Here is a 21,278-nt window from a genome sequence, read left to right as displayed (position 1 = left end):
ATGTGTGACATTTTTGCACTCTCATCGGGGGTCAATTACACCGCCCAGGAATACCTGCCGATCTTTGCGGAAAAGAGCCAAAGGAATATGAACGGTTGGGGGATCGGATTTTTTCGTGACAACCACGCACTGATCGAGAAATCCTCAGAACGGGTCTACAGTCAGGAACAGGTGCATGAGAGCTTCCAGAGGCTGGCGCGGGTTGTTGACAGCCGAATCATTGTGTCGCACATCAGCTGCCCCTTGAGCGGGGGGCGGCACACCGCCCACAACCATCCCTTCGCCCTCTCCTTTCTCGACCATGCATGGCTTTTTGTGCATGTCGGGCTGATCGATGGAATAGAAGAGTATAAGACCGCCCATGAGCCGCGAATCGATGTGGATGTCTACCCTGCTCGCGTGTTTGAGTATTTGCGCGACCAGCTGGTCTCCTATCTGCGCTATACACCGTATGGCAGTCTCGGCCGGTCGCTGGTTAAGAGCATCAAGAACATGGTTACCGAATACCCGGGAAACTATGCGTTTTTTCTAGCCAATGAATCGGTGCTTTTTGCCTTCTGCAATTTTCGTCAACTGATGCTCCTGCGAGAAACGGAGAGTTCCGGCAACAGCCTGATTCTGACTTCTATCAAGGAAGGGTTGAGTGATAAAGACTGGATCACTATCCGTCCTGAGCCCGCTACCCTGGGCAAGCTTCTGGTCATCGCCGGGCCGGATTTACTCTATCTGGGGGATGTGGTTTAGCATCCCGGCAATATGTTTTTTGAATTGAGGCCTCCGGCATGATGGTGAGGCCACTGGACACTCTGCCATGTGTGACTTATTTGCTCTTTCGGCGGCAACGAATTACTCAGCACCCAGATCCCTGCCGCTTTTTGCCGCCAGGGCGGGGAGAAATGTGGACGGCTGGGGAATAGGTTTTTTCAGGAAAAATCGGGCTCATGTGGAAAAATCCGCCGACCGGGCCTATTACGAAGGACGCTATGATGACAGCTTCCAAAGGCTGGCGCGCATCATATCGAGCAAGTTCATCATTGCGCACGTGCGACTTCGAACCAGTGGTCCGATCGATGAGTGTCATGCCCATCCTTTTACCCTGCGATTCAGGGGCGAGGACTGGATTTTCGCCCACAACGGCAAAGCTCCCTCCATAGAGTCCTACATCAGTAAGAATGTGCGACTCGATTGTGCGGTCAGCGATTCGGCAAAAACCTTCGAGTACCTGCTGGACGGCATTGCGGAGCTCAACAGTAAGAGCAATTCCACGCTCTCGCTGTTCCTTGCCGTCGCACAAACGGTCGGCCGCCTGGTGGAGGACTATCCGGGCCGATACAATTTTCTGTTGACAAACGGCTGGGTGTTGTTTGCGTTCAGCAACCACCGTCAGTTTTTTTTGCTCAAGGGGAGCAAGAAGCTTGAAAACGGCCTGCTGTTGACCACGGTGGGGCAGGGTTTGAGCCCGGAAAATTGGGTCAGCATCTCGCGCCAGAACTTTTCCAAGGGACTCCTGCTGGCAATCGTCGGCAGCGACGTGGTGTTGCAGGAGGATATATAGACATAGCCGGGAGGAGAATCCAAGGTCTCGCTCCGGCGCCCGGTGAAATCTCTCATCCCCGCAAGGGGCAAGGCAACCGAGCCGAGGCGGGTCAGTGCACTTCCATGTCGGTGTCGTGGCTCATGCAGTCCCAGACACCCTTGGGATCACACTCACGGCAATGATAATGTTCACCGTAGATCAGCCTGTGCTTGTAATGCACCGCCTGCTCCACGCTGATGCGCGCATTGCAGTGAGCGCAATGAACATATTCAGTATCCTGCGGCCTGATGGGCTTGTGCATGGGCAGGCCATAAAGCGTGTCGATATAATATTCACAGTTTTCGGGGCCGATCTCCGCCACCTCTCGTCTGAATTTCCTGCAAATTTCCAGGCCTTTCTCTTTCGCTCCCGGGGGAAAGCCCGGCTCATCGGATAGATAGCGCTTTTCAATCGCCTCTAATTTCTTCAAAAATTCTTCGTAAGTGATTTGCTCTATGGCCATATATGCTCCCATAGCATGCCGAATCGCCAACCGGGCGGTTGTGCACGGCGTAGTGAAGGGGCTGTTGAGAATGGAAGCCGACTGCTCAGATGCCTTGCTTGCTCAGTTTTTTAGCAACCTCTTCTGCGACCTCGCCGGCCTGCCTGATCACCTCAATGAATGCGTCGGACTGGTGGGTTTCGAAGCCGACAGGTCCAAGATCCGTTACGGTATCAAAGGCACGTTCTCGTTCGATGTGCGCAGTCAAGGCTTGTAGCGCATCGAGCAGTTGCATGCACTTTTTGTCCGCCTGCATCGGGCGGTCGCCGTCCGCGTCCCCGGCCGGGGTCTTGCCGCTCCCTTGCGCCTCGACCTCGCTAATGACCCCCCGGGTCTTGACAATTAAATCATAGAATGCGTCCGACTGGTGGAAGTCCAACCCGCTGCATCCTCCGGCGGCAGCCCGGTCGAAGACATCCTGTTTGTCAATGTAAGTGATTAAAGCCTTGGCAGCTTGGTAAAGGTTCATGAGCTCCTGGTCCATCGTTTCTGCTCCCCGGGGTGTGTGATCCGTCATTTGCGGTCACCTGTTGTTTGGCTGCAGGCGGCGCCCAGGCAAATGCTGATCAATTGACCTGTCCTGATCTGCATTCCTCTGGGGCCACGAATGCAACTTCCTCCTCAGCTCGGGTTAGAGCTGCAATTGCTGCAGCGGAGCTAAACGTTTGGGTCGGATTCACCGCGTTTCAGCTCTTGCTGCCGCTGGTCGATCTGTTCCTGGAAGCGCGCCATGAACTCGTTTTTGAAGGCCTCGATGGCCATGGCTTCATCGTGTCTGCCCAAAAAGGTCAAAGCCATTCCCTTGAATACCTGCGCTTCGGTCATTTGCGGATTCCCGGCTAAGGCTTCGTCAAAAAAGGGCAGGCTTTCGGCAGGCTTCTGCAAACCCAGCAAAGCCTGTCCCTTGGCAGTTAAAGCATAGGCATCGTCGGGCCGGCGCTCCAGAATTTGCTCCAAAATGTCGATGGCCTCTTCACACCGTCCCATATCGTTCAAGGCAAGGGCCTTCAATTGCATGGCGTGGAAATTTTCCGGCCTGAGGGCCAGTTCCTTGTCGCAGCAGAACACCACTTCTTCCAGGAGCCCTTTTTCGCCCAGCTGCCTCGCCCCCTCCATCCAGGTCACTTTGTCTTCCGGATTGATATCCAGGATCTTCATCAGCACGTTTTCATAGGTTTCTGCGATGGTCCGGCTACCGGTCATTGCGACGGGAACCCGATGGCCCGGTAGAACATGTGCCACATCCTTTTTCATCAGCAGCTTGAGTCCGTGCAGATAGTGATCCCATCGGCCTCCGCCATTTTTATCCACATCGCTCACGGCCTCCGGCACCACCGTGTCCCCGGAAATAAGGGTCCTGGTCGGTTCATGGTAGAGGCATATGCCATCGATGGTATGGCCGGGCGTGTGGATCACCTCCCACTCGAAACCGCTCAGCTCCAGGGTTTCTCCCCCTTTCAGCTCCGTTGGAGGGAACCCTGCTTCGGTGACTATTCTCTTGAACTCGGCCGGGCCCGCCGCATGCATGATGATCTCGACGGACTTGTTTTCCATGATGGGAGGGAACCGCAGCATTTCGAATACGCCCATGCAGTGGTCGCGGTGTCCGTGGGTGAGCACCACTTTTTTTATGTCAAGGGGGCTGTAGCCGAATTTTTCCAGCTCTGCAAAGATGGTGTAATCATTGCCTGGATCCACCAGGGTCAAGTAGTCACCCGCCAGCACATAGACATTACAGGAATGATGATAGCCAATGAGAAATTTGCTCTTTTGGAAGACTGGGTGAGAGACCTTTAAGATTTCGCCAATCGACAGCCAGCCTGGATGATCCGGTTCTTCCGCTGGATACTGTTCGTCTTCGATCAGTGGAAACAGGTCCTGGTTCAATTCATGCCCCTCATTATTGTTTGATTTATCAGTCATGTCATTTCCTTATCAAGAAGCTCCAATTCCGGACTCCTGCAAAACTCGCAAAAACTGCCGGCCCGGCAGAAACCGGGGTTCACAAAGCTGCGCAGAATTTGGATTCCGGTTTTGCCAAAACCATAGTACAAGACTCTTGTAAAAGGCTCGCTTGCAGAGGCGCAAACACGCCGCTGTTGAGAAAAAAAATAGTAGACAAAGGAGTAAATGACAAGCCCTTTGGTTTCTCACATGGCAGGCCATAAAAAATCCCCCTCCCCGGATGAACCGAAAAGGGGGATTGTCGGTTGGGATCTGCCCCCTCCTCAAATGCCGGGGAGAACAGATCGACACAAGGTCTGGCTCTGGTTATGCGATGTAGTCCAGAGTATAGCCCAGTTTCATCTTGTCGGACGGCCACCACTTCTTGCTTTGGACTTCCTTGCCGGGATAGACGTCTTTGCCGTCGATTGTGTCAATCAACAGCTCCAGGAAGTGAAATTCCGTGAGCATGTATTTCTTGATGACCTCACCCGGCAGCAGCACCACCAGACCGGTCTCCTTGGAGCACTCCCACTCAAAGTCTTCGTTGGGAGCCGCCACTTCTTCCCCGGTCTTACCCGAATACACTTTGAGCAGCTTGCCAGTGACCTTCATCCTCGGCTTCATGCCGAACTCATGATATAGCTCGTCGGATATGTGCCACCAAAGAGCCCTTGCATTGGCAGCCACATATGCTTTTACGAGCATGGGGTCAAAACCGCAGACCACCACACGGCATTTCTCAGGCATATTAAACCTCCTTTAGCTATCGTTGGTCTCCACTTCCCTCAACTGGTCGCGAAGAACTTCAACCTGGCCGTAGCAATAAATCATGAACTCTTTGGCCTCCATGTCAGTGATGTAGTTGGTCTCAAACAGTCGCCTGACATAGGGATAAATGTTGGTCTGGATTTCTTCTCGGAATTCCAGCAGCACATAATCATTATCCCCGTCGGGGGAGGCCCAACTCATAAAACCTGTTTTCCAATTGTTGAGTATCCCCTTGAGGGCATCGAGTTCCTTGCGGACGTTTTCTTCCATGTTAAGCCTTCTTTTTGGCATCAAAGGCGTAGCACTTCTTCACCACATTGAAATCCGCTACGCACCAGTAATGGGGCCAGTGGATCTTCTTGCACCAACCGATGATGTCTGCGGGCGGGAACTTAGAGCCTTTGAGGACCGGCTTCAAGTGTTTACACTGCCAGCATATATGGGAACTCTGCTTCTCCGGGACCAGTACAGTGTCCAGGAATTCTTCAGGCGTTAACTGTTGTGTCATGCAACGCTCCTTTCTCTAGTTACCAGTCCTTGACTTCGCCTGCAGCGAGTTTCTTTTGATATTCTTCCCAGACCTCGGGGGAGAGCTTCTGAATGTCCCAGTTGAACGCGAAGCTTCCCGCCAAACCGGCAGAGGGCGGTTGTGGGCGCCAGCCCCGCACCGGTCGGCCGCGGATGCTGAACTTGACCATATCGGCGACGCCCTTGAGTTGTGCCCTCGGCTTGCACTCATAGGGCCTGGTGCGGCCTTCGACGCCGGGGCGGTAGTTGGAATAGCCGTCAAACGGCTTATCCGCATATAAGGGCATGATGTCAGGCTCTTCCCCGGGCCTCTCTTCCGGCCCAATGTACATAAAGCCCTGGATCATGTGGATATAATAGACCGTGCCGCACTCGGCACAGTTGATCTTCCCCTCCCAGTTCCAGAAGCAGTAGGGGTCCAGGTAATTGATGGTGTCACACGGTTTTCCACCCACTTCTTTCTTGCACCAGATTATATCACACACAGCTGCCTCCTTTTAGATGTAGGCCTTGTCATACCACTCTTGGATTTTGGAGAGCGGAATACCGAGCATTTCATTGTAGACTTTCTTGTTATCCGCGCCTACCGGACGCCAATGCCAGTTGATCCTGCGCGGCGACTTCTCCATGAGTCCAGAGCTGTAGCCGGCATGGAGCAGCATGTCGCCGAACAGAGGATCGTCCAGCCACCTGACTGTTCCTCTTTCCCTGTAGTGCGGGCTCTCGTAGACCTCGCGGTCGTTTCTTACCGGTTCGGCCAAAAGACCTGCATTGTTCAAAATCTTGCAGACTTCGGAGCGGCTCTTATCCGCCGCCCATCTTTCCAGAGCGGAGTAGATCTCTACCTGGGCCTCCCCTTCCACCCGGTCCTTGTGGGCTTTGTATTTTTCATACAATTCCTTCATGCCGGTGATGGCGCAAAGCTCCTTGAAGTCCGCATCCTGGAAGGCACTGACCATGGCGTAACGGGCATCAAACTTGTCCTGCGGGTTTTCCGCATCGGGAAAATCGGATTTGCCGCAGAGGATGATGCCGTGCACCGCCAACTGGGTATCCCAGTTGCCCCAGCGCTGGCGGACGATGCCGAACTTGCCGTACATGGTGGTGGTGTGTCCCAGCATACGGGTCGGCACCTGCACCTGAGAGAACTCAATCATGGTACCCAGGTTGGTTTTCCGCCGATGATGAATGGCCGCCAGAATCGAAGCAGTGATCAGGTTGCTGGACTGCCAGTCGATGACCCAGTTGGTCTGCTTGGTACAGTGACCGCCCATGAATTCGTGCATGCCGCTGATCGATGCAAGACCTGCGTGCGCCTGCCCCAAAATATCGTAAGAGCCGCCGAAGATCTTGGGACCATAGCCGAAACCGCCGCCCCATACATAGATGAAGCGCGGGTTGATTTCACTCAGGTAGCGATAGCTCATTTTCCACTTGTCGAGCGTGCCCGGCCGATAAAGCTCGGTCAGCCCGTCAAATTTTTTCACCAGCCCGTAGAAGATCTCCACCATTTCGGGAATGTGATAGTCCATGGTGATGAAGTACTTGTTGGGGTTGGCGTTGGTGAAGCCCAGCCCGGTCCCGGTCATGGGGCGGGTATCGTGCAACGGGTAAAGGTAGCACTCGTTGAACGGGGAGGTGTGCCGCATGGCGTCACCCATCCTGGGCATTTCTATCTTGATGCATTCGGCTCCAAGCTCGGCCAGGTTGGCCACCGAGTGGGGCGTGAAGATATACATGGTGCAGCTCAGCCACTTGATCCCTTTGAGTGGCCTTGGCTTAGCGTGCTCGTTGCCCACATCGAAGATTTTCTTGCAATACTCCTCGTAGGGCATCTTCCACTCTTCCATCTCACCCTTGCTCTTGGGGCCTGGCAGATCTTCAATGTTGGTAACTCTTGGGTCTTTTGCCATTAGATCACCCCCTTCTGTTTCATTTCATTGACCTTGTTCTGGCCCATTCCGGTCCATTTGAGGTAGATTTCGTAGTTGTCGTAGCCCAGATCTCTACCCATCCACTTGCACCTGAACGGGGCGCGCACCTGGTAGGACGACGGACTGGAAGCGATCAGCAACGGGCCGTAGTCGGTCTCGTGCACGTATACCCAGGGGCGGTATTTGAAGTGCGGGAACTCGCAAACTTCGTCAATGTAAAGGATCGGACCGGCTGCCAGCTGGTATTCGAGCAGTTTGGTTTCCGCTTCGACCCGGTTGGTGTCCCTGAGCCAGCGGGTGGTCAGGGTGTAGGTCTTGATCAGTGCGTGCAGGGCGTTTCTGGCGCCCATTTCTTTCAGGAAAGGATCTTCGTGGATCAGTCGGCCGAACTGGGTAAAATCGCGCTCCAGGCAAAATCCGATATTATACCATAGCTTATCGGTCTGGCCGCCGATCATCATGTAGCCGTCCTTACAGGGATTCCAGGCGTACTGATTGAGGTTCGGGTCCCAACCGCCGGAACGGGCTTTGATGCTGGCATTGAAACCGTACCAGGTGATATCGAAGTCGAGGATGTCCATCAGTGCTTCGGCGCCGGTGACCTCGATCATCTGCCCTGTGCCGCCCAGCTCTTCTCTCCAGTAAAGAGCCGCCAGGGCGTTGACATAACCCTGACCGCCGGCCACGTAGTCGGCCAGCCAGATGCCTGAGCGGGTCGGATCGCCGCCTTTACCACGGGGAAGCAGGTCCTGGGCCAGACCGGTGTTGTGCACCCAGGCGTTGGCGCAGCTGGCGAAGGGTTCCAGCTCCCACTGGCCGAACTTGGATTGTTTGTCTTTCCACGGACCCCACTGGCCGAGCATGCCGATCCAGACGTAGATCATTCTGGGATTGATTTCCTTCAGCTGGCGGTAGCCGATGCCCAAATTATCCATGTAGCCGGGAGGCATCCCGTCGATCAGGATGTCCACGTTATTGGCCAGTTTCTTGAAAATTTCGCGGCCGTCCTCCTTTTCCACATCCAGTGTGATGCAGTGCTTGTTGACCGTCTCGTTGACGAACTCCATGCCGCACTTTTCACCGGTGAGTTTATTAGTCAGCAGGTATTCTTCGCGGCCAAACGGGGTCAGTTTCCTCAATGGGTCGCCGCTTGGGGGTTCGATGGAAACGACTTCGGCCCCTGATTCGCCGAAGAGGGAGGCGCAGAACTTATGGCCGAGGCGCCACAAACCGATATCCAGAACCCTGAGTCCTGATAAGGCCTCGTCTTTTGGATATCGCTTTTCAAATCGCAAATTATCTTCAGCCCAATCACAGAACTCCAGCGCTTTCCTTCTCTCGTAGACCGGTTTGACCTGATCGTAGGAAGGTGGCGGGGTTACCGGGTATGGCCTGACGTCCATGTCCATCAGACCTATCGTGTCGGCCCGGCTATTTATTTCGATATCTCGCTTTTCTGGCATATCTTACCTCCACTAATTAGATCCTACTCAATTGTTGATCCAGAGCTGTTGTCGGTTCTGGAGGAACGCCAAGAGGTTCCCCTCCAACGGATACTTTCCACCTCCTTTCTGGTCGAATTTCGGCATGATTCGGCGTCGGGGAAAAACGACCTGTCTGCGCCGGCTTAGCGCAAACCTTCCCGGTTGACCGATAAACGCCGCAAAATGGGTAGATCTTTCTTTGGAACTGCGCTTAGAGGAGTACTGTGAGCGTTGTCAAGCCACCAGCGATTCGCTTGGATCTTGCAGCACTGAGAGATGAAATCGATTGGGTCGATGCAACTCGAAAAAAAACCAATTTTCGCAATCAGTACAGTAGCATTCGCACAAGTAAGTGGTACCAAGATACTAAACGCCGGTTTTATGTCAAGGGAAAATGAACATTGTGATTTTTTTCTTATCGGCTCTGCTGTATGTTCTACGCTGTATCGATAGAAGAGAATACCGGTAGGAACGGGTTGTGGAAAACTCTGTGTCAGTTATAATCCCCATCTGTTCAAACACACTCTCAACTATTCACCACAAACAGGAGGCATCTGCCATGGCAAACGCGGGTTGCGGCAAGTCATTCGAGTTTCCCGTAAGGGTCCGTTTCGGGGATACCGATCCCTACGGAGTGGTCTATTTTGCATCCTATTTTCGCTACTGCCATCACGGCATCGAAGAATTCCTGCGGCATGCCGGGCTTCCTCCCGAAGAATATTTCCGCAACCGCCAGGAGGGGTTCGGACTTCCGGTGGTGGGCGCCAGCTGCGATTTTTTGAAACCGGTTAAGTACGGAGATGAGCTGCGCCTGGCGGTTTCTGTGGTGAAGATTAAAGAAAAAGCCGTGACATTTGGCTTCAATTTTTATTATCTGAACAGTGAACAGTTGGTTGCCAGGGGAGAGGCCACCATTGTGGCTATTGACCGTACCTGGAAAGCGAGAGCGCTGCCGGAGCGTTTGAAAGATGCAGTCGCTGCCTATGTGTGAAGCCGCTGAGACGAATCCTATGGAGTGCCGGGGTGCAAATTTTTGCATTTTTTTTCTGCAGGACCGCAGCAGGATGAAGCAGGGTGAAAGGTAAACAGCGTATGGGAGCAGTTCACAAGAGTTACCAGGAAATCAACGAGAAGATCCGAGCCGGAAAGGCTGTGGTGGTGACAGCCGAGGAGATGGTGGGCATTGTGCGGGAAAAGGGTACGCGGCAGGCCGCTCAGCAGGTGGATGTGGTCACTACGGGTACCTTTGCCCCCATGTGTTCATCGGGTGTTTTCATCAACTTCGGCCACACCGATCCTCCCATCAAGGCAGGAAAAGTCTGGTTGAACGATGTGCCGGCCTATGGCGGCCTGGCTGCTGTGGACCTCTATCTCGGTGCTACAGAGCCGGCCTTCGATGACCCTCTCAACAAAATCAAGCCGGGTACCTTTGAATACGGCGGAGGACACGTGATTCACGATCTGGTCAGCGGCAAGCCCGTTCGCTTGAGGGCTGAAGCCTACGGCACCGATTGCTATCCCAATCGCAAGGTCGAGATGACCGTTACCCTCAATGATCTGCCCTATGCGGTCCTGTGCAATCCGCGTAATGCCTACCAGAACTACAATTGTGCCGTCAATCTGTCGGCCAGGACCATCTACACTTACATGGGGGCTTTGAAGCCAAGAATGGGAAATGCCAACTATTCGACTTCGGGTCAGCTCAGCCCCCTGTTGAATGACCCTTATTATCGGACCACCGGCCTGGGCACCCGCATCTTCCTTGGGGGAGCGCAGGGATTCGTGGTTTGGCATGGTTCTCAGCACAACCCGGCCGTGCGGCGACTGGCCAACGGAGTGCCGCGCGCTCCGGCCGGCACACTCATGGTACTGGGGGACCTCAAGGCGATGCTGCCGCGCTGGCTGATGGGCGTCAGCATGCAGGGGTACGGGTGTTCGCTGGCCGTGGGGATCGGTGTGCCCATCCCCATACTGGATGAGGAAATGGCGGCTTTTACCGGAGTGTCCGACGAAGACATTGTAACCCAGGTGAAAGACTACAGCTTTACCCAGTCCGAGCCTCTGGGCGAAGTCAGTTACGCCCAGTTGCGCTCCGGCGCCATCCTGGTGAACGGCAGGGAAGTGACAACCGTGCCTCTTTCCAGCTACGTTCGCGCCAAGGAAATTGCCAACATCCTCAAGGACTGGATTCAGAGCGGATCATTTCTGCTGGGAGAGCCGCAGCATTTCTTTCCCACCGTTCAACGGGGCGAACCGGAAGAGAACATGTCGGATGAAGTGATCGTGGACTTTGAAAAGCCGCCCCTCGCCTGATCGATTTACGGATTCTGCATGCATCTCAAAATATGGCAAATGTAGCTGGAGTGGATTTTCTTTGGGAAGGAAACGGGGGCAGTCACAATCATGCAAGGCGCCAAAGCCAAAGGGATAGGTTTGCTGTCCGGTGGACTGGACAGTATCCTGGCCGTCAAAGTATTGCAGCAACAGGAGCTCGATCTGGTGGGAGTCATTTTCGTGACTCCTTTTTTTGGTCCCAAGCAGGGTGTTGACTATGAGCGTATGTTGGGTATCCCCGTGATGGTGCGCGATATTGGGGGAAAGCATCTGGCGATGTTGAAAAAACCGGTTTACGGTTACGGCAGCCAGATGAATCCATGCATCGATTGCCATGGCTTGATGTTGCGCGAGGCGGGGAAGATCATGGAACAGCGGAAAGGCGACTTTCTCTTTACGGGAGAGGTCCTGGGGCAGCGTCCCATGAGTCAGCGACGCGACTCCCTGAGAAGTGTCGAGAAGCTGTCAGGCTATGAGGGGCGAGTGCTGCGACCATTGAGCGCAAAACTTCTGCCGCCGACCACGGTGGAGCTCGAGGGAAAGGTGGATCGCAGTCTGTTGCTCGATATCCACGGCCGCTCGCGCAAGCGGCAGATGGCTCTGGCCAAGCAATTCGGTATCGAAGATTATCCGCAACCCGGGGGCGGCTGTATCCTCACCAAACAGGGATTTGTCAAAAAGTTGCAGACTCTCTTCGCTGTGCATCCCGATGCCGGAGTGCGGGAGGCACACATATTGAGCTACGGGCGCCTTTTCCAGCTGCCGGGGGGGCAGCTCTGCGTGGTCGGCCGCGACCGCTCCGACAACGAAAGCCTGGAGCAGTTGGCTGCCCAGGGTGACCGCGTGCTGCGCTCGGTCGATTACCCCGGCCCAAGAGTAGTGCTGCTGAGAGGGTGCGTGAATTCCGGCTTGCCTCCGAATGACGCTTTGTGCAGCTCTTCAGACAGGCTGTGCGCCGCCCCGGCGCACGACCATGATGTGCTGCTGGCGGCTCAAATTCTGGCATCGTACAGCGATGCTCCCGTCGATGAAGACGTCCTGGTCGAGTGGAAATGCGGCGATGAGGTGGGAAGAGTGAAGCAAAGCAAAGCAGAACGGCACGACTTTCAGCAGTACATGGTTTAGGGGCCCGTCCGACCAATGGTGCATAGGCGGGATGGCTTGTTACTCCTGATGCGCTCTGGTTTGAGCATAAAGCGAGTATTGCCGGAGCGGGCATTGGCTGCATTTTGGATGCTTAGCCAGACAGACGCGCCGACCATGCTGAATGAGCTGGTGAGAAAAGAGAATCCAACGATTGGCGGGAATCAAGCGGATGAGGTCCTGTTCTATCTTGGCGGGATGGTTCTCTGCCGTTAAGCCCAACCTCCTGGCCACTCTTGCCACATGCGTGTCAACGGCGATGCCGGCGGCTATGTGAAAGGCGTTGCCCAGTATTACGTTGGCGGTTTTGCGTCCAATGCCGGGGAGCTGAATGAGGGCTTCCAAGTCTCTGGGGACTTTGCCGGCAAATTTTTCTACCAGGATGCGGCAGCCTTCGCGAATGCTTTTTGCTTTGTTTCGAAAAAGGCCGGTGGGCCTGATAGCCGTTTCCAGCTCCTCCAAGGGGGCTCGGGCAAACGACTCGGCTGTGGGATAACGAAGGAACAGGTCGGCGGTTACTTGATTGACCCTTTCATCGGTGCATTGTGCCGAGAGTATGGTGGCGACCATCAATTCCAGTGGATTGCTGAAATTGAGAGTACACCGGGCGTTCGGGTAATGCTGATCCAACAGCCCGACAATGGACATGATCCTGTCGGGCGTTGTCAGTTGAGTCTTTGGAGCGGTATGCTTGGGAGGCATTTCAATAAGTTCCCCCGTTTTGCGGTTCACATCAGTCTCGGCGGGTTGGTGAATGCTTTGTCGCCGGTGGGACTCTATCTGACAAAGTTATCATTGGATTTCAACAAAAAACCATTTATATAGGATAAAAGTTTCAACTGCCCGCGCCGGCATAACCGACTACGCCTGCGCCGGGCAGTGCCGGTGGATAGTTGGAAATTGGAAATTTAGTGCAGTGAGGTGACGATGAAGTATGTGGATGCGTTCCATGGTAAACTGATGCGAGGAGAAAGGAGGCTGATGAGGACCCATATTGTTATATGTCCTTTTTGTGAAAACGGTCATCCCGTTCCTTTGGACTTTGATGCCATTCATCGGTGCAGTTGCGGAGCATGCTACAAGGTGTGTGGGAAGCAGGCACTGGAAGATGGAGTAGGGGATATTGCAGAGGAATTATGGAGCGCAGAAGAATTGGATTTTATCCGGTCCATTCCGGTTGATTTCTGTAATGTGGTCATTGAGAAAGACTTTGATCGATTATTGGCCCTGCAGCAAAATTCAGAATCTGAAATTGGTGAACGGTTCTGCAAATATGATATGGACAACCAACTGAATCTTGTTTGGGTGAAGAGAATTCTTTGAGCCGGCGACAGTGTTTTGACCCGCGATGATCGAACGGGCCATCGAGTGGCAGGGGGGGAGCGTCAATCATTTCCGAGAAATGAGCATTGATCGCCTGAGACCCGCACTGGCGAAGGTTTCCGAAATCGTCTATTGCTCAACGATTCAAACGGCTTCTAATGAATAATATTGTTGACAGAACAGGGTGAATACCTTAGAAGGTGTAGAAGGGCTAAATTATACTTTAAATTTCGTGTGTTTTTTTATGAAAAGGAGGAGGAAGAGATGAGCAGCATTGTCAGGAATGGAGTTATTTTTAGTGTTATTGCGGCCTTAGCTTTTTTTATAGGAGCACCTCAAGCCGGGGCCAAACTTGTACCCAAAATCGATAACTTCATTATTTTGCAGGATCAATCGGGTTCGATGTACATGGTCTACGGCGGTGGCGCCACAGTTCCCAGTACGGTCGCCGATGGAGGCCTCGAGTTGGACAAGACCAAAATGGCCATGTCCAAGAAAATCCTTTCGGGCATGAACGACCTGATTCCTGAGCTGGGGTATCAGGGATCCCTTTCCATGGTGGCGCCGTATCAGCAGGTGATGCCGCCTACGGTGTACGAAAAGGCGAAACTCGCCGACGCCATCGATGCAATTCCCAATCAACAGGAAATCTACGGTCGCAGAACTCCGCTGGGCATGGGCATCCACAATCTCGATGCTGTCATGGCGGGCCTGAGTGGAAGAACCGGAATCATTCTGATTTCCGACGGTAGAGAAAACATGTGTACCAATCCGGTGATGGAAGCCAAGGCCATTGCCGACAAATATCAGGCTTGTTTCCACACTATTTCTCTGGCAGATACCCCTGAGGGCAAGGCTGTCATGGATCAGATCAGCCAGCTCGGCGACTGCTGTGCGGCTAATGGCGCCGACCTGCTGCAGGATCCCGCGGCACTGGAAGAGTTTGTCAAATGTGTTTTCTACGAGGAAGCGATGGAGGAAGTCATCGTCCTGCGAGGTATCCATTTTGATTTCGACAAATCGAACATCAAAGCCGAATGGGTGCCTGTGCTGGATGAAGCCGCGGCAATCCTCAAAGACAACCCCGCCATCAATATTGTCATCGAAGGTCATACCGATTCCATCGGAACGGACGCCTACAACCAGGCACTCTCCGAAAGACGTGCCCGCAGTGTGTACAACTTCTTCCGTCAGAACGGGATCGCAGGCAGTCGCATGACAACGGTTGGCTACGGCGAATCCAATCCGATTGCTCCTAACACGAATCCCGATGGTACCGATAATCCTGAGGGACGTGCACTGAATCGCCGGGTCGAGCTTAAAGTGGTAGAATAACTCTCGGCTGAAATCATGAGGCCACAAGTTACCCACTTGTGGCCTCATTTCGTTTTAGGGGGTGGCTAAAGATGAGTGACCGCAGAACTGGTGATACCGGAAAATTGCGGCAGAGGGATCGCACTCTGAGGATTTGGCTTGGCTTGCTAATGACCGGGCTGCTTTTGGCCTTGTCGTCTCACGCATTCGCTGTGGAGGACTTAGAGGTCGAAAAAGCCTTTGTCAGGTTTCAGGGCGAATGGATTGCGAAGCTGACCAAATACGGAAAATACGGCAAGGACTACGTACAGGTGGCCGAGGACGAGACCCGCAAGGGCAATTATGTAGCGAGCTATCTGGAATTGAGCAAGCCGTTCGAATACCGGATTAAGAAAACCGGGCAGAAGGCCTCGCCGTATGTGGGCGTGATGCGCTACAAGAAAATGACCTATTCCAGCAAAGGCAAGACACCTGAGGAAGCATCTGCTGGAAACTTCAAATGCGAGCATGAATCGGTGGTAACCGAGATCTTCCGATTTTCCGGGAACAAGTGGGTATATTGAGCAACTTTTTCGTCACTCGCTTGTGACCTCACTGGCGCATCTGGCTCCTCGCGCAACCTGAGCGGAGCCGCGCTGCAGACCGATGTATGTTGTCGGCAAGGGACCGGGCGCGCGGCGGCGCGATTTGACAGCATTCCAGACGGGTCGGTGGCGGCGTTGACCGGCAAAATCTACCTGTACAATACCCATTTCAAAATCACCGCACTGGGCTCCAAAATCAGAGGGCGAAAAATCTCCCAGTGGGCTGCATATTCGAGCAGCACCAGGGCCAATATGATCAGGGTACCGGAAAACTCCAGAGTGCGTCGTTGAGGCCTGAGAACCTCGAAGGCTGAGCACAAAGCTCGCCCCAGCGCCAGGGGAGGAAGAGGAATTATCAGATTGGCCAGAGCCATTTGAATGTTGATGGCAATGGCAATCTCCAAAAAGGCAAATGGCAGGAATATATAGAAACTGCTCAAGATGCCCACCATGGCGAAATTCGCCAGCGGTCCGGCCAATGGGACGAGAAAACGGGGAATGGGACGGGGCGGGAAATAGGCGGGCTCCTCCACGCGACGACCGCTCCAACCCCAACCGGCAAAGAGAAATGCGGGAATACTCCAGACGTCCAGGTGCTGCAGCGGGTTCAATCGATATTGTATCTTGGTTCGTTTTGCCAGGGTTTCGAACATATGAACAAAATATTCCTGGGCGTCACCCTGGACAATCAAGCCAAAGATAATCCCGGCAATACAGCCGGCCCATTGCTCAATACCCTGGAGATCAATTGGAATAATGCCCATTTGTGCCTTTCTGTCATTGGGTGTTCGCTGCGTGTGTCGCTGTGATTGCCGTGTTCCGCCTGAGGCCGTTCGGCAGTGGCCACGACGACCCGAAAAGCCTCTGCAGGTTTCTATCTACCACAATTGGTTGACACTTGTCAGTAAAGCTGCTAGGGAAACAAAGAACCCTTGATATTTGAGCAGCTTAGGAACGGATTGCAAATCCAGAAGTGAAGCAGTGAAGAATGCCTGAGGGGTGCCGGAAAGGCACCCCTTTGCTTTTATCCTTTGACGACATGCCGGGAAGATTACGCTATGGTTGCACATCCAGTAAGAGTGGTTTTGCAGGCGCAGGAAATCCAGGAGATTCTGCACAGGATTGCCGGGGAGATTGTTGACAAGGTGAGTAATCCCAAGGACCTGGTTCTCATCGGGATTCATACGGGAGGGGTGTTTCTGGCCAGACGGCTGCAACAAATGATCTTCCAAGAGTTTGGGTTTATGCCTCCCGTGGGGAGCCTGGACATAACCCTTTACCGGGATGACTGGTCCAGGTTGCACACCCAGCCGCTGTTGCGCTCCACGGATTTGCCCTTTCCCATTGATGACCGAGAGGTGATCCTGGTGGACGATGTCCTCTACACAGGAAGAACCATCAGGGCAGCTCTGGATGCCCTCATTGATTATGGCCGACCGCGCCGGGTGCTGGTTGCCGTACTGGTCGATCGTGGTCATCGAGAACTGCCCATTTGCGGGCAATTCATCGGTGTTCAGCTCGATACGGCAATGGAGGAACAAGTCAATGTTCTCTTGAGTGAAAAGGGTGGATTGGATCAAGTCGTGGTGGAATACTCCACTGCCGCCTGAAGCTAGCCAATGATCCGGGCAAGCTGATGCAGGTTCAGATTTCCACCCGTCATGATCACCACGACTTTTTTGCCGCTGAGTTTGCTCTTGATTTTGAAGGCTGCGGCCAACGCTGCAGCTCCCGCCACTTCCGCCAGATTTTGAGTGTAATGCAAAGACCTGCGCACGCCTTCCAGGAGTTCATCCTCAGTGAGCAGAACGACATCGCTGATGCGATCTTTCAGAATCATGTAAGGGATTTCAAAAACCGAGCGTGCTGCAAGGCCCTCCGCCGAGGTGTCGGCGCTCGGCACGATGACCTTCTTGCCTTGGCGCCAGGATTCAAAAAAAGACGGCATTTTCTCAGCCTGTACCCCGATCAGCTCGACATCCGGATTGATGCCCTCGATGACCTTGGCCAGGGCCGAGCAGCCGGTTCCTCCACCGATGGGCATGATGATGGTGTCAACATCGGGAAGCTCTGCGAATATCTCCAGTCCCATGGTGGCAATTCCGGTGATCAGCAGCGGTTCGTTCCCCTGGCGCAGGTAATAGTAGCCGGTATTTTCCGCCAGTTCGTCACAGTAATCCTGGGTTTCGTAAAAGTCGCGGCCATGCTCGATTAATTGAGCTCCATAGGCCAGAATTGCGGCATTGGTGTCGGGATTGTTGTTCTCAGGCACCACAATGTTGCAGAAGACTCCTTTATCCTGGGCTGCCCAGGCGACGGCCAAACCGTGATTGCCCCGGGTGGCAACAACCAGGCCGCGTTGTTTCATCTCGGGCGTGAGACGCGCCATGAAATTCACCGCGCCGCGCACTTTAAACGAATTGGTTGGCAGGTGGTTTTCATGTTTGACATAAATTCGGGCGCCCAGTTCATCGGACAGCCGTTGATAGTACGTGAGATGGGTACGGTGCAGGACGTGTTCCACAACGTGCCTGGCTTTGAATATTTCCAGCATGTTGACCCGCGACATGAGATCTTCATAATGCTTGTTCATGGATCCTCCCTTAAGCACTCCAGCGACTCAGACCTGGTACGCAGACTCAAATCCCTATCAAACAACAGCTTAGTAGAACGGAAGGCCACATTTTTCAATTGAAAAATGGCAGCAGCCATGCTAAACAGGGTGACACTTGAGCGGGAGTAGCTCAGCTGGCTAGAGCATCAGCCTTCCAAGCTGAGGGTCGCGGGTTCGAAGCCCGTCTCCCGCTCCATTTGTTCAGCCCGCCGAGCCGGTGTACCAGGTCCAGCCGCCGCGACTGGTATGCGGAGTCACCGCATGGACATCGGCGGCAACGACGCAGGGTTCCACTTTGCAGGTGGCGGTCTGCTCGGGCGATCCGACATGGTTCACCGGGTTGATCATGGCAAAGAGCTCCCATGCGCGCCGTTTATCCCCTATACGAGCGAAGGCCATTGCCGCCCGGATGGCCGCATGCGCATACTGCCCGCCGTTTTTTCTGACTCCCGGAGCATACCTTTTGATGTATTTTGGATTCTGTGCGGACCTGTCAAACAGCGGGTCCAGAAACTGAAACAGCTCGTGCTCGCGGCGAACCAGGCGCTCATCGAGCGCTTCCATGGCCATGCGTGAGCGTTCAGGATCTCCGGCATTCGACAGAACCGACCAGCTTTGAGCGATCGAATCAATCTGGCATTCGGGGTTACTCGACGATCCAAGCAATGATCCCTCGTCGAAGTAAGCGCGACGGTACCACTCGCCGTCCCATCCATGTTTTTCGATATTGCGGCGCAAGGGTCGAGAGCGGCCCCCACCCTGCCGGCAAGGCCCATATCCGGTTCGGCCCGAAGGGTCGATGTAAAGGGAGATTCAGCTCGCCCCTTCAGGGCGCAATCGTGGATTCACATCATTACCTGGGGCTGAAGCCCCAGGCTACAACACGAGGCTGCTCCGCAGCCGGATCCCACAAAGTTGACCAGCCGGATCCCTTGTTGACCACCAGATCCCACGGCGTCGAGCGGCCACATCCCGGGGCGTCAAGCAGCCGAATTCCACACTGTTCAGCAGCCACGCTTCTTTAAGCCGAAAAAACCTACAGCGGAGCTGTAAGGGTCTATAGCCTGGGGTTTTAACCCCAGGTTGCCGGCAGCCCCCACATTCCGTCCGCCCTGAAGGGGCGATGCAAAAAGGCAAAATCAATCCCAAATGTATCGTTCATCGTATTGAACATTGTGCTTGCTGAGCAGAGCCAGGAACTCCTCCTGAAATGTCATCTTCTTGTGATGCAACTCCTGATTGTCTATGTATTTTGAAACGACGTCGACCATCGATTCGCTCACAGAAAAGGCACCATAGCCGCGTTGCCAAGAAAAGCGAAAAGCAAGGCTACGGTTTTCATTCAGCCACCTGGATGTGTTTCCTTTCATCCGGCGCAGCATGTCGGAGACTGAGAGGGCGGGATGAAATGAAGCGAGAATATGAACATGGTCTTCTGTCCCGCCTATTTTGAGCAATCTTCCCTTTTCACCGCGGATCACCCCGCCGAGGTAACCGTACAGGTCTGTTTTGATGTCGGGCAAAATGATCTTTTGCCTCTCTTTTGTCGAAAAGACGACATGATAGAGAAGGTTGGCGAGGGTGCTCGACATGGCAGGTTTTCCTGCGCCCCTTCAGGGCGTTGTCGTTGTTGGCCTCATCCCCTGGGGCTGAAGCCCCAGGCTTCAATCCTGGTGCTGCTTCGCAGCATCATTTATGGCTGTGTTGATTGGCGGCCGTCAACCTTATCTGTGCTGCTTCGCAGCGCTGATCGATGTTCGCGCTGGTATGCAGCCGTGATTCATGCCTTTGCTGGGTTTACACCCCTCATCCACGCCTATGCTGATTTGCCGCCGGCATCTCCCCCCGCCAATCATTCAGCTACTGGGACTGTACAGGGTTGAATTGGGATATCTCACGCAACCGCTCCAGCATCCTGTCGATTCCAGGGTCTTTGGATTGTCTCCCCGTCATGATGCGCAACCCGGATATCGCCCAACGGTTGGCATCATTGCCATAGCTGGTGGTTCTTGAAAGCGAGCAGGCTGCCTCCTCGCGGGTGAAATTGGCCATCCGCCGGGCAATGAGCTCCACTCGATCGAGATCATTGACTCGTTTCTGCATCAGAGGTGGCGTCAGAATCGATACTCCGGTGAGGAAGAGACGAAGGGAGAGAGCAACACGAACGCGAGAGTAACCATGGCAAAGAGCCTATATCTCGTTCCTGAACGAGACCAAGGGATCGGCAGTGGGCTCTTCGGACGCTATTCAGCCGCCCACTGAGAAGCAAGTGTCAGATATCGCTCAACGATCTCCTATTCGGCATCTTGATTGGTTTTGTCAATTTATACTCGGACCATTTTGGGGTTCCTAGCCATGAGCTAACATGGAACGGTTAAGCATGGTTTGTTTTGCTGGTCATGTGTTGATTTTATTGGAGGGCGACCCGGGGATCGAACCCGGGACCTTTGGTTCCGGAGACCAACGCTCTATCCACTGAGCTAGTCGCCCGTCGACATGCCGGCAAGGAGGAGCTTTACTCAAAGCCGTCGTATGGATAGCACCGGCAAGGATGTTTGTCAACTGACGAAAAATCGACTGAGTGAAAGATTGCAAATGGACGGACTCCAATGGCCGTCCGATCGGTAATGAGGACTATTTATCGCTCATTTTCCTGCATCTCTGCGGTCCCTGTGATCTCTGTGCGGACGGTACGAGATAATGCTCCATGCCGATTGGCAGCTATTGCCCGATGGCACAGCCGGAAGGCCACTCACTCTTGCCGGACTCTCTCACCTCCTTGACCAGGATGTCGAATTCGGCTGAAGTCCCCGCTTTGGGATCGTTAAAGTCGGCCACGATGACGTCGTTTCGAATGTCTCTCACCATGAATTGAACCAGGCACTTCTGCCGCATTTCCCGGTACATTTTTCCCGGCTTGAGTCGCTCCTCCTTGTAATCCGAGCGGGGCAGCTCGCGGATCAGCTCCTCGTCGTGGACCCCGTAAATCTCTTCCGGCGGAACGTAGACCTGCACTCTGTCGCCCGGGCGCTTATTCATCAGGGCCGATTCAACGGATGGATACTGCGTATCAATGCCGTAAATGAAGCTGCATGTGGCCGGCGGGAGCTGTGTGGATTCTCCGTCGCGTGTGGTGGTCCGTACCCGGTACTCGATGGTGACTTTCATGCATTCTTTGACTTGGGACATAAAATATCTTCTCCTTGCATTTTGTCGATGATTTGGTA

Annotated in this window: 24 protein-coding genes, 2 tRNA genes and 1 pseudogene; 10 read left to right on the top strand and 17 right to left on the bottom strand. The window is 53.9% G+C overall.

What is annotated here, in order from left to right:
* Positions 1-744, top strand: a complete 744-nt coding sequence (locus K1V27_RS11035) for a class II glutamine amidotransferase (RefSeq protein ID WP_258930048.1) — start codon at positions 1-3, stop codon at positions 742-744.
* Positions 745-811: 67 nt separating this feature from the next.
* Positions 812-1,555: a class II glutamine amidotransferase gene (locus tag K1V27_RS11030; protein WP_258930047.1), complete on the top strand. Its 744-nt coding sequence runs from the start codon at positions 812-814 to the stop codon at positions 1,553-1,555.
* Positions 1,556-1,646: 91 nt separating this feature from the next.
* On the opposite strand, the gene K1V27_RS11025 is transcribed toward K1V27_RS11030, so the two are convergent.
* From K1V27_RS11025 to K1V27_RS10985, 9 genes are all read right to left on the bottom strand, one after another.
* Entirely contained in the window at positions 1,647-2,039 is a 393-nt protein-coding gene (locus K1V27_RS11025) for a hypothetical protein (protein WP_258930046.1), read from the bottom strand.
* An 85-nt stretch (positions 2,040-2,124) separates the two neighbouring features.
* Positions 2,125-2,595 carry a hypothetical protein gene (locus K1V27_RS11020; protein WP_258930045.1) on the bottom strand — a complete coding sequence of 157 codons (471 nt, stop codon included), beginning with the start codon at positions 2,593-2,595 and terminating at the stop codon, positions 2,125-2,127.
* 140 nt (positions 2,596-2,735) lie between these two features.
* Complete coding sequence (locus K1V27_RS11015) at positions 2,736-4,001, bottom strand: MBL fold metallo-hydrolase (protein ID WP_258930044.1); 1,266 nt, start codon at positions 3,999-4,001, stop codon at positions 2,736-2,738.
* Positions 4,002-4,349: 348 nt separating this feature from the next.
* The gene (locus K1V27_RS11010; protein WP_258930043.1) at positions 4,350-4,772 is read right to left on the bottom strand and encodes a hypothetical protein; all 423 of its coding nucleotides are present in this window, start codon (positions 4,770-4,772) and stop codon (positions 4,350-4,352) included.
* 12 nt (positions 4,773-4,784) lie between these two features.
* Positions 4,785-5,063, bottom strand: a complete 279-nt coding sequence (locus K1V27_RS11005) for a hypothetical protein (RefSeq protein ID WP_258930042.1) — start codon at positions 5,061-5,063, stop codon at positions 4,785-4,787.
* Position 5,064: 1 nt separating this feature from the next.
* On the bottom strand, positions 5,065-5,301 hold the full coding sequence (locus tag K1V27_RS11000) for a hypothetical protein (RefSeq protein ID WP_258930041.1): 237 nt from the start codon (positions 5,299-5,301) through the stop codon (positions 5,065-5,067).
* Positions 5,302-5,320: 19 nt separating this feature from the next.
* Positions 5,321-5,806, bottom strand: coding sequence for a hypothetical protein (locus K1V27_RS10995; RefSeq protein WP_258930040.1), 486 nt, complete (start codon positions 5,804-5,806; stop codon positions 5,321-5,323).
* A gap of 12 nt (positions 5,807-5,818) precedes the next feature.
* Positions 5,819-7,234 (bottom strand): CaiB/BaiF CoA transferase family protein, encoded by a 1,416-nt coding sequence (locus tag K1V27_RS10990; protein WP_258930039.1) that lies wholly within the window; start codon positions 7,232-7,234, stop codon positions 5,819-5,821.
* Positions 7,234-8,718: a CaiB/BaiF CoA transferase family protein gene (locus K1V27_RS10985; protein ID WP_258930038.1), complete on the bottom strand. Its 1,485-nt coding sequence runs from the start codon at positions 8,716-8,718 to the stop codon at positions 7,234-7,236. Before K1V27_RS10985 ends, K1V27_RS10990 begins: the two co-directional genes overlap by 1 nt.
* A gap of 580 nt (positions 8,719-9,298) precedes the next feature.
* On the opposite strand from K1V27_RS10985, the gene K1V27_RS10980 reads away from it, so the two are divergent.
* The 3 genes from K1V27_RS10980 to K1V27_RS10970 all read left to right on the top strand — a co-directional run bounded on the left by K1V27_RS10980 (position 9,299) and on the right by K1V27_RS10970 (position 12,198).
* A complete protein-coding gene (locus K1V27_RS10980; protein ID WP_258930037.1) occupies positions 9,299-9,730 on the top strand; it encodes an acyl-CoA thioesterase in 432 nt (143 codons plus the stop codon).
* 101 nt (positions 9,731-9,831) lie between these two features.
* Entirely contained in the window at positions 9,832-11,052 is a 1,221-nt protein-coding gene (locus K1V27_RS10975; RefSeq protein WP_353740564.1) for a homocysteine biosynthesis protein, read from the top strand.
* A 90-nt stretch (positions 11,053-11,142) separates the two neighbouring features.
* Positions 11,143-12,198, top strand: coding sequence for a tRNA 4-thiouridine(8) synthase ThiI (locus tag K1V27_RS10970; RefSeq protein WP_258930035.1), 1,056 nt, complete (start codon positions 11,143-11,145; stop codon positions 12,196-12,198).
* 39 nt (positions 12,199-12,237) lie between these two features.
* On the opposite strand, the gene nth is transcribed toward K1V27_RS10970, so the two are convergent.
* Positions 12,238-12,918 carry an endonuclease III gene (nth, locus tag K1V27_RS10965; protein ID WP_258930034.1) on the bottom strand — a complete coding sequence of 227 codons (681 nt, stop codon included), beginning with the start codon at positions 12,916-12,918 and terminating at the stop codon, positions 12,238-12,240.
* Between the two features lie 225 nt (positions 12,919-13,143).
* Between nth and K1V27_RS10960 the strand changes: the two genes are divergently transcribed.
* From K1V27_RS10960 to K1V27_RS10950, 3 genes are all read left to right on the top strand, one after another.
* The gene (locus tag K1V27_RS10960; protein ID WP_258930033.1) at positions 13,144-13,539 is read left to right on the top strand and encodes a hypothetical protein; all 396 of its coding nucleotides are present in this window, start codon (positions 13,144-13,146) and stop codon (positions 13,537-13,539) included.
* Positions 13,540-13,803: 264 nt separating this feature from the next.
* A complete protein-coding gene (locus K1V27_RS10955) occupies positions 13,804-14,874 on the top strand; it encodes an OmpA family protein (protein WP_258930032.1) in 1,071 nt (356 codons plus the stop codon).
* A 71-nt stretch (positions 14,875-14,945) separates the two neighbouring features.
* Positions 14,946-15,416 carry a hypothetical protein gene (locus K1V27_RS10950; RefSeq protein WP_258930031.1) on the top strand — a complete coding sequence of 157 codons (471 nt, stop codon included), beginning with the start codon at positions 14,946-14,948 and terminating at the stop codon, positions 15,414-15,416.
* Positions 15,417-15,586: 170 nt separating this feature from the next.
* Here the strand turns inward: K1V27_RS10950 and K1V27_RS10945 are convergent, their stop codons facing one another.
* On the bottom strand, positions 15,587-16,201 hold the full coding sequence (locus K1V27_RS10945; RefSeq protein ID WP_258930030.1) for a zinc metalloprotease: 615 nt from the start codon (positions 16,199-16,201) through the stop codon (positions 15,587-15,589).
* 294 nt (positions 16,202-16,495) lie between these two features.
* On the opposite strand from K1V27_RS10945, the gene pyrR reads away from it, so the two are divergent.
* Complete coding sequence (pyrR, locus tag K1V27_RS10940; RefSeq protein WP_258930029.1) at positions 16,496-17,047, top strand: bifunctional pyr operon transcriptional regulator/uracil phosphoribosyltransferase PyrR; 552 nt, start codon at positions 16,496-16,498, stop codon at positions 17,045-17,047.
* A 2-nt stretch (positions 17,048-17,049) separates the two neighbouring features.
* Here the strand turns inward: pyrR and K1V27_RS10935 are convergent, their stop codons facing one another.
* On the bottom strand, positions 17,050-18,030 hold the full coding sequence (locus tag K1V27_RS10935; protein WP_258930028.1) for a threonine ammonia-lyase: 981 nt from the start codon (positions 18,028-18,030) through the stop codon (positions 17,050-17,052).
* Positions 18,031-18,170: 140 nt separating this feature from the next.
* On the opposite strand from K1V27_RS10935, the gene K1V27_RS10930 reads away from it, so the two are divergent.
* A tRNA-Gly gene (locus tag K1V27_RS10930) sits at positions 18,171-18,247 on the top strand.
* 8 nt (positions 18,248-18,255) lie between these two features.
* Here K1V27_RS10930 and K1V27_RS10925 read toward each other — a convergent pair.
* The 5 genes and pseudogenes from K1V27_RS10925 to K1V27_RS10905 all read right to left on the bottom strand — a co-directional run.
* Positions 18,256-18,789 (bottom strand): annotated as a pseudogene (locus K1V27_RS10925) (GH36-type glycosyl hydrolase domain-containing protein); the annotation flags it as partial.
* A gap of 401 nt (positions 18,790-19,190) precedes the next feature.
* Positions 19,191-19,643 carry an IS200/IS605 family transposase gene (gene tnpA / locus K1V27_RS10920; RefSeq protein WP_258930026.1) on the bottom strand — a complete coding sequence of 151 codons (453 nt, stop codon included), beginning with the start codon at positions 19,641-19,643 and terminating at the stop codon, positions 19,191-19,193.
* 268 nt (positions 19,644-19,911) lie between these two features.
* The gene (locus K1V27_RS10915) at positions 19,912-20,154 is read right to left on the bottom strand and encodes a DUF7680 family protein (RefSeq protein WP_258930025.1); all 243 of its coding nucleotides are present in this window, start codon (positions 20,152-20,154) and stop codon (positions 19,912-19,914) included.
* A gap of 311 nt (positions 20,155-20,465) precedes the next feature.
* Positions 20,466-20,541: transfer RNA gene (locus K1V27_RS10910), tRNA-Arg, on the bottom strand.
* A 231-nt stretch (positions 20,542-20,772) separates the two neighbouring features.
* On the bottom strand, positions 20,773-21,240 hold the full coding sequence (locus tag K1V27_RS10905) for an FKBP-type peptidyl-prolyl cis-trans isomerase (protein WP_258930024.1): 468 nt from the start codon (positions 21,238-21,240) through the stop codon (positions 20,773-20,775).
* Between the last annotated feature and the right edge of the window lie 38 nt (positions 21,241-21,278).

Source organism: Desulfoferrobacter suflitae (assembly GCF_022603395.1).
GTDB lineage: Bacteria > Desulfobacterota > Syntrophobacteria > Syntrophobacterales > Syntrophobacteraceae > Desulfoferrobacter > Desulfoferrobacter suflitae.
This window is presented reverse-complemented; position numbering and strand designations above follow the sequence as displayed.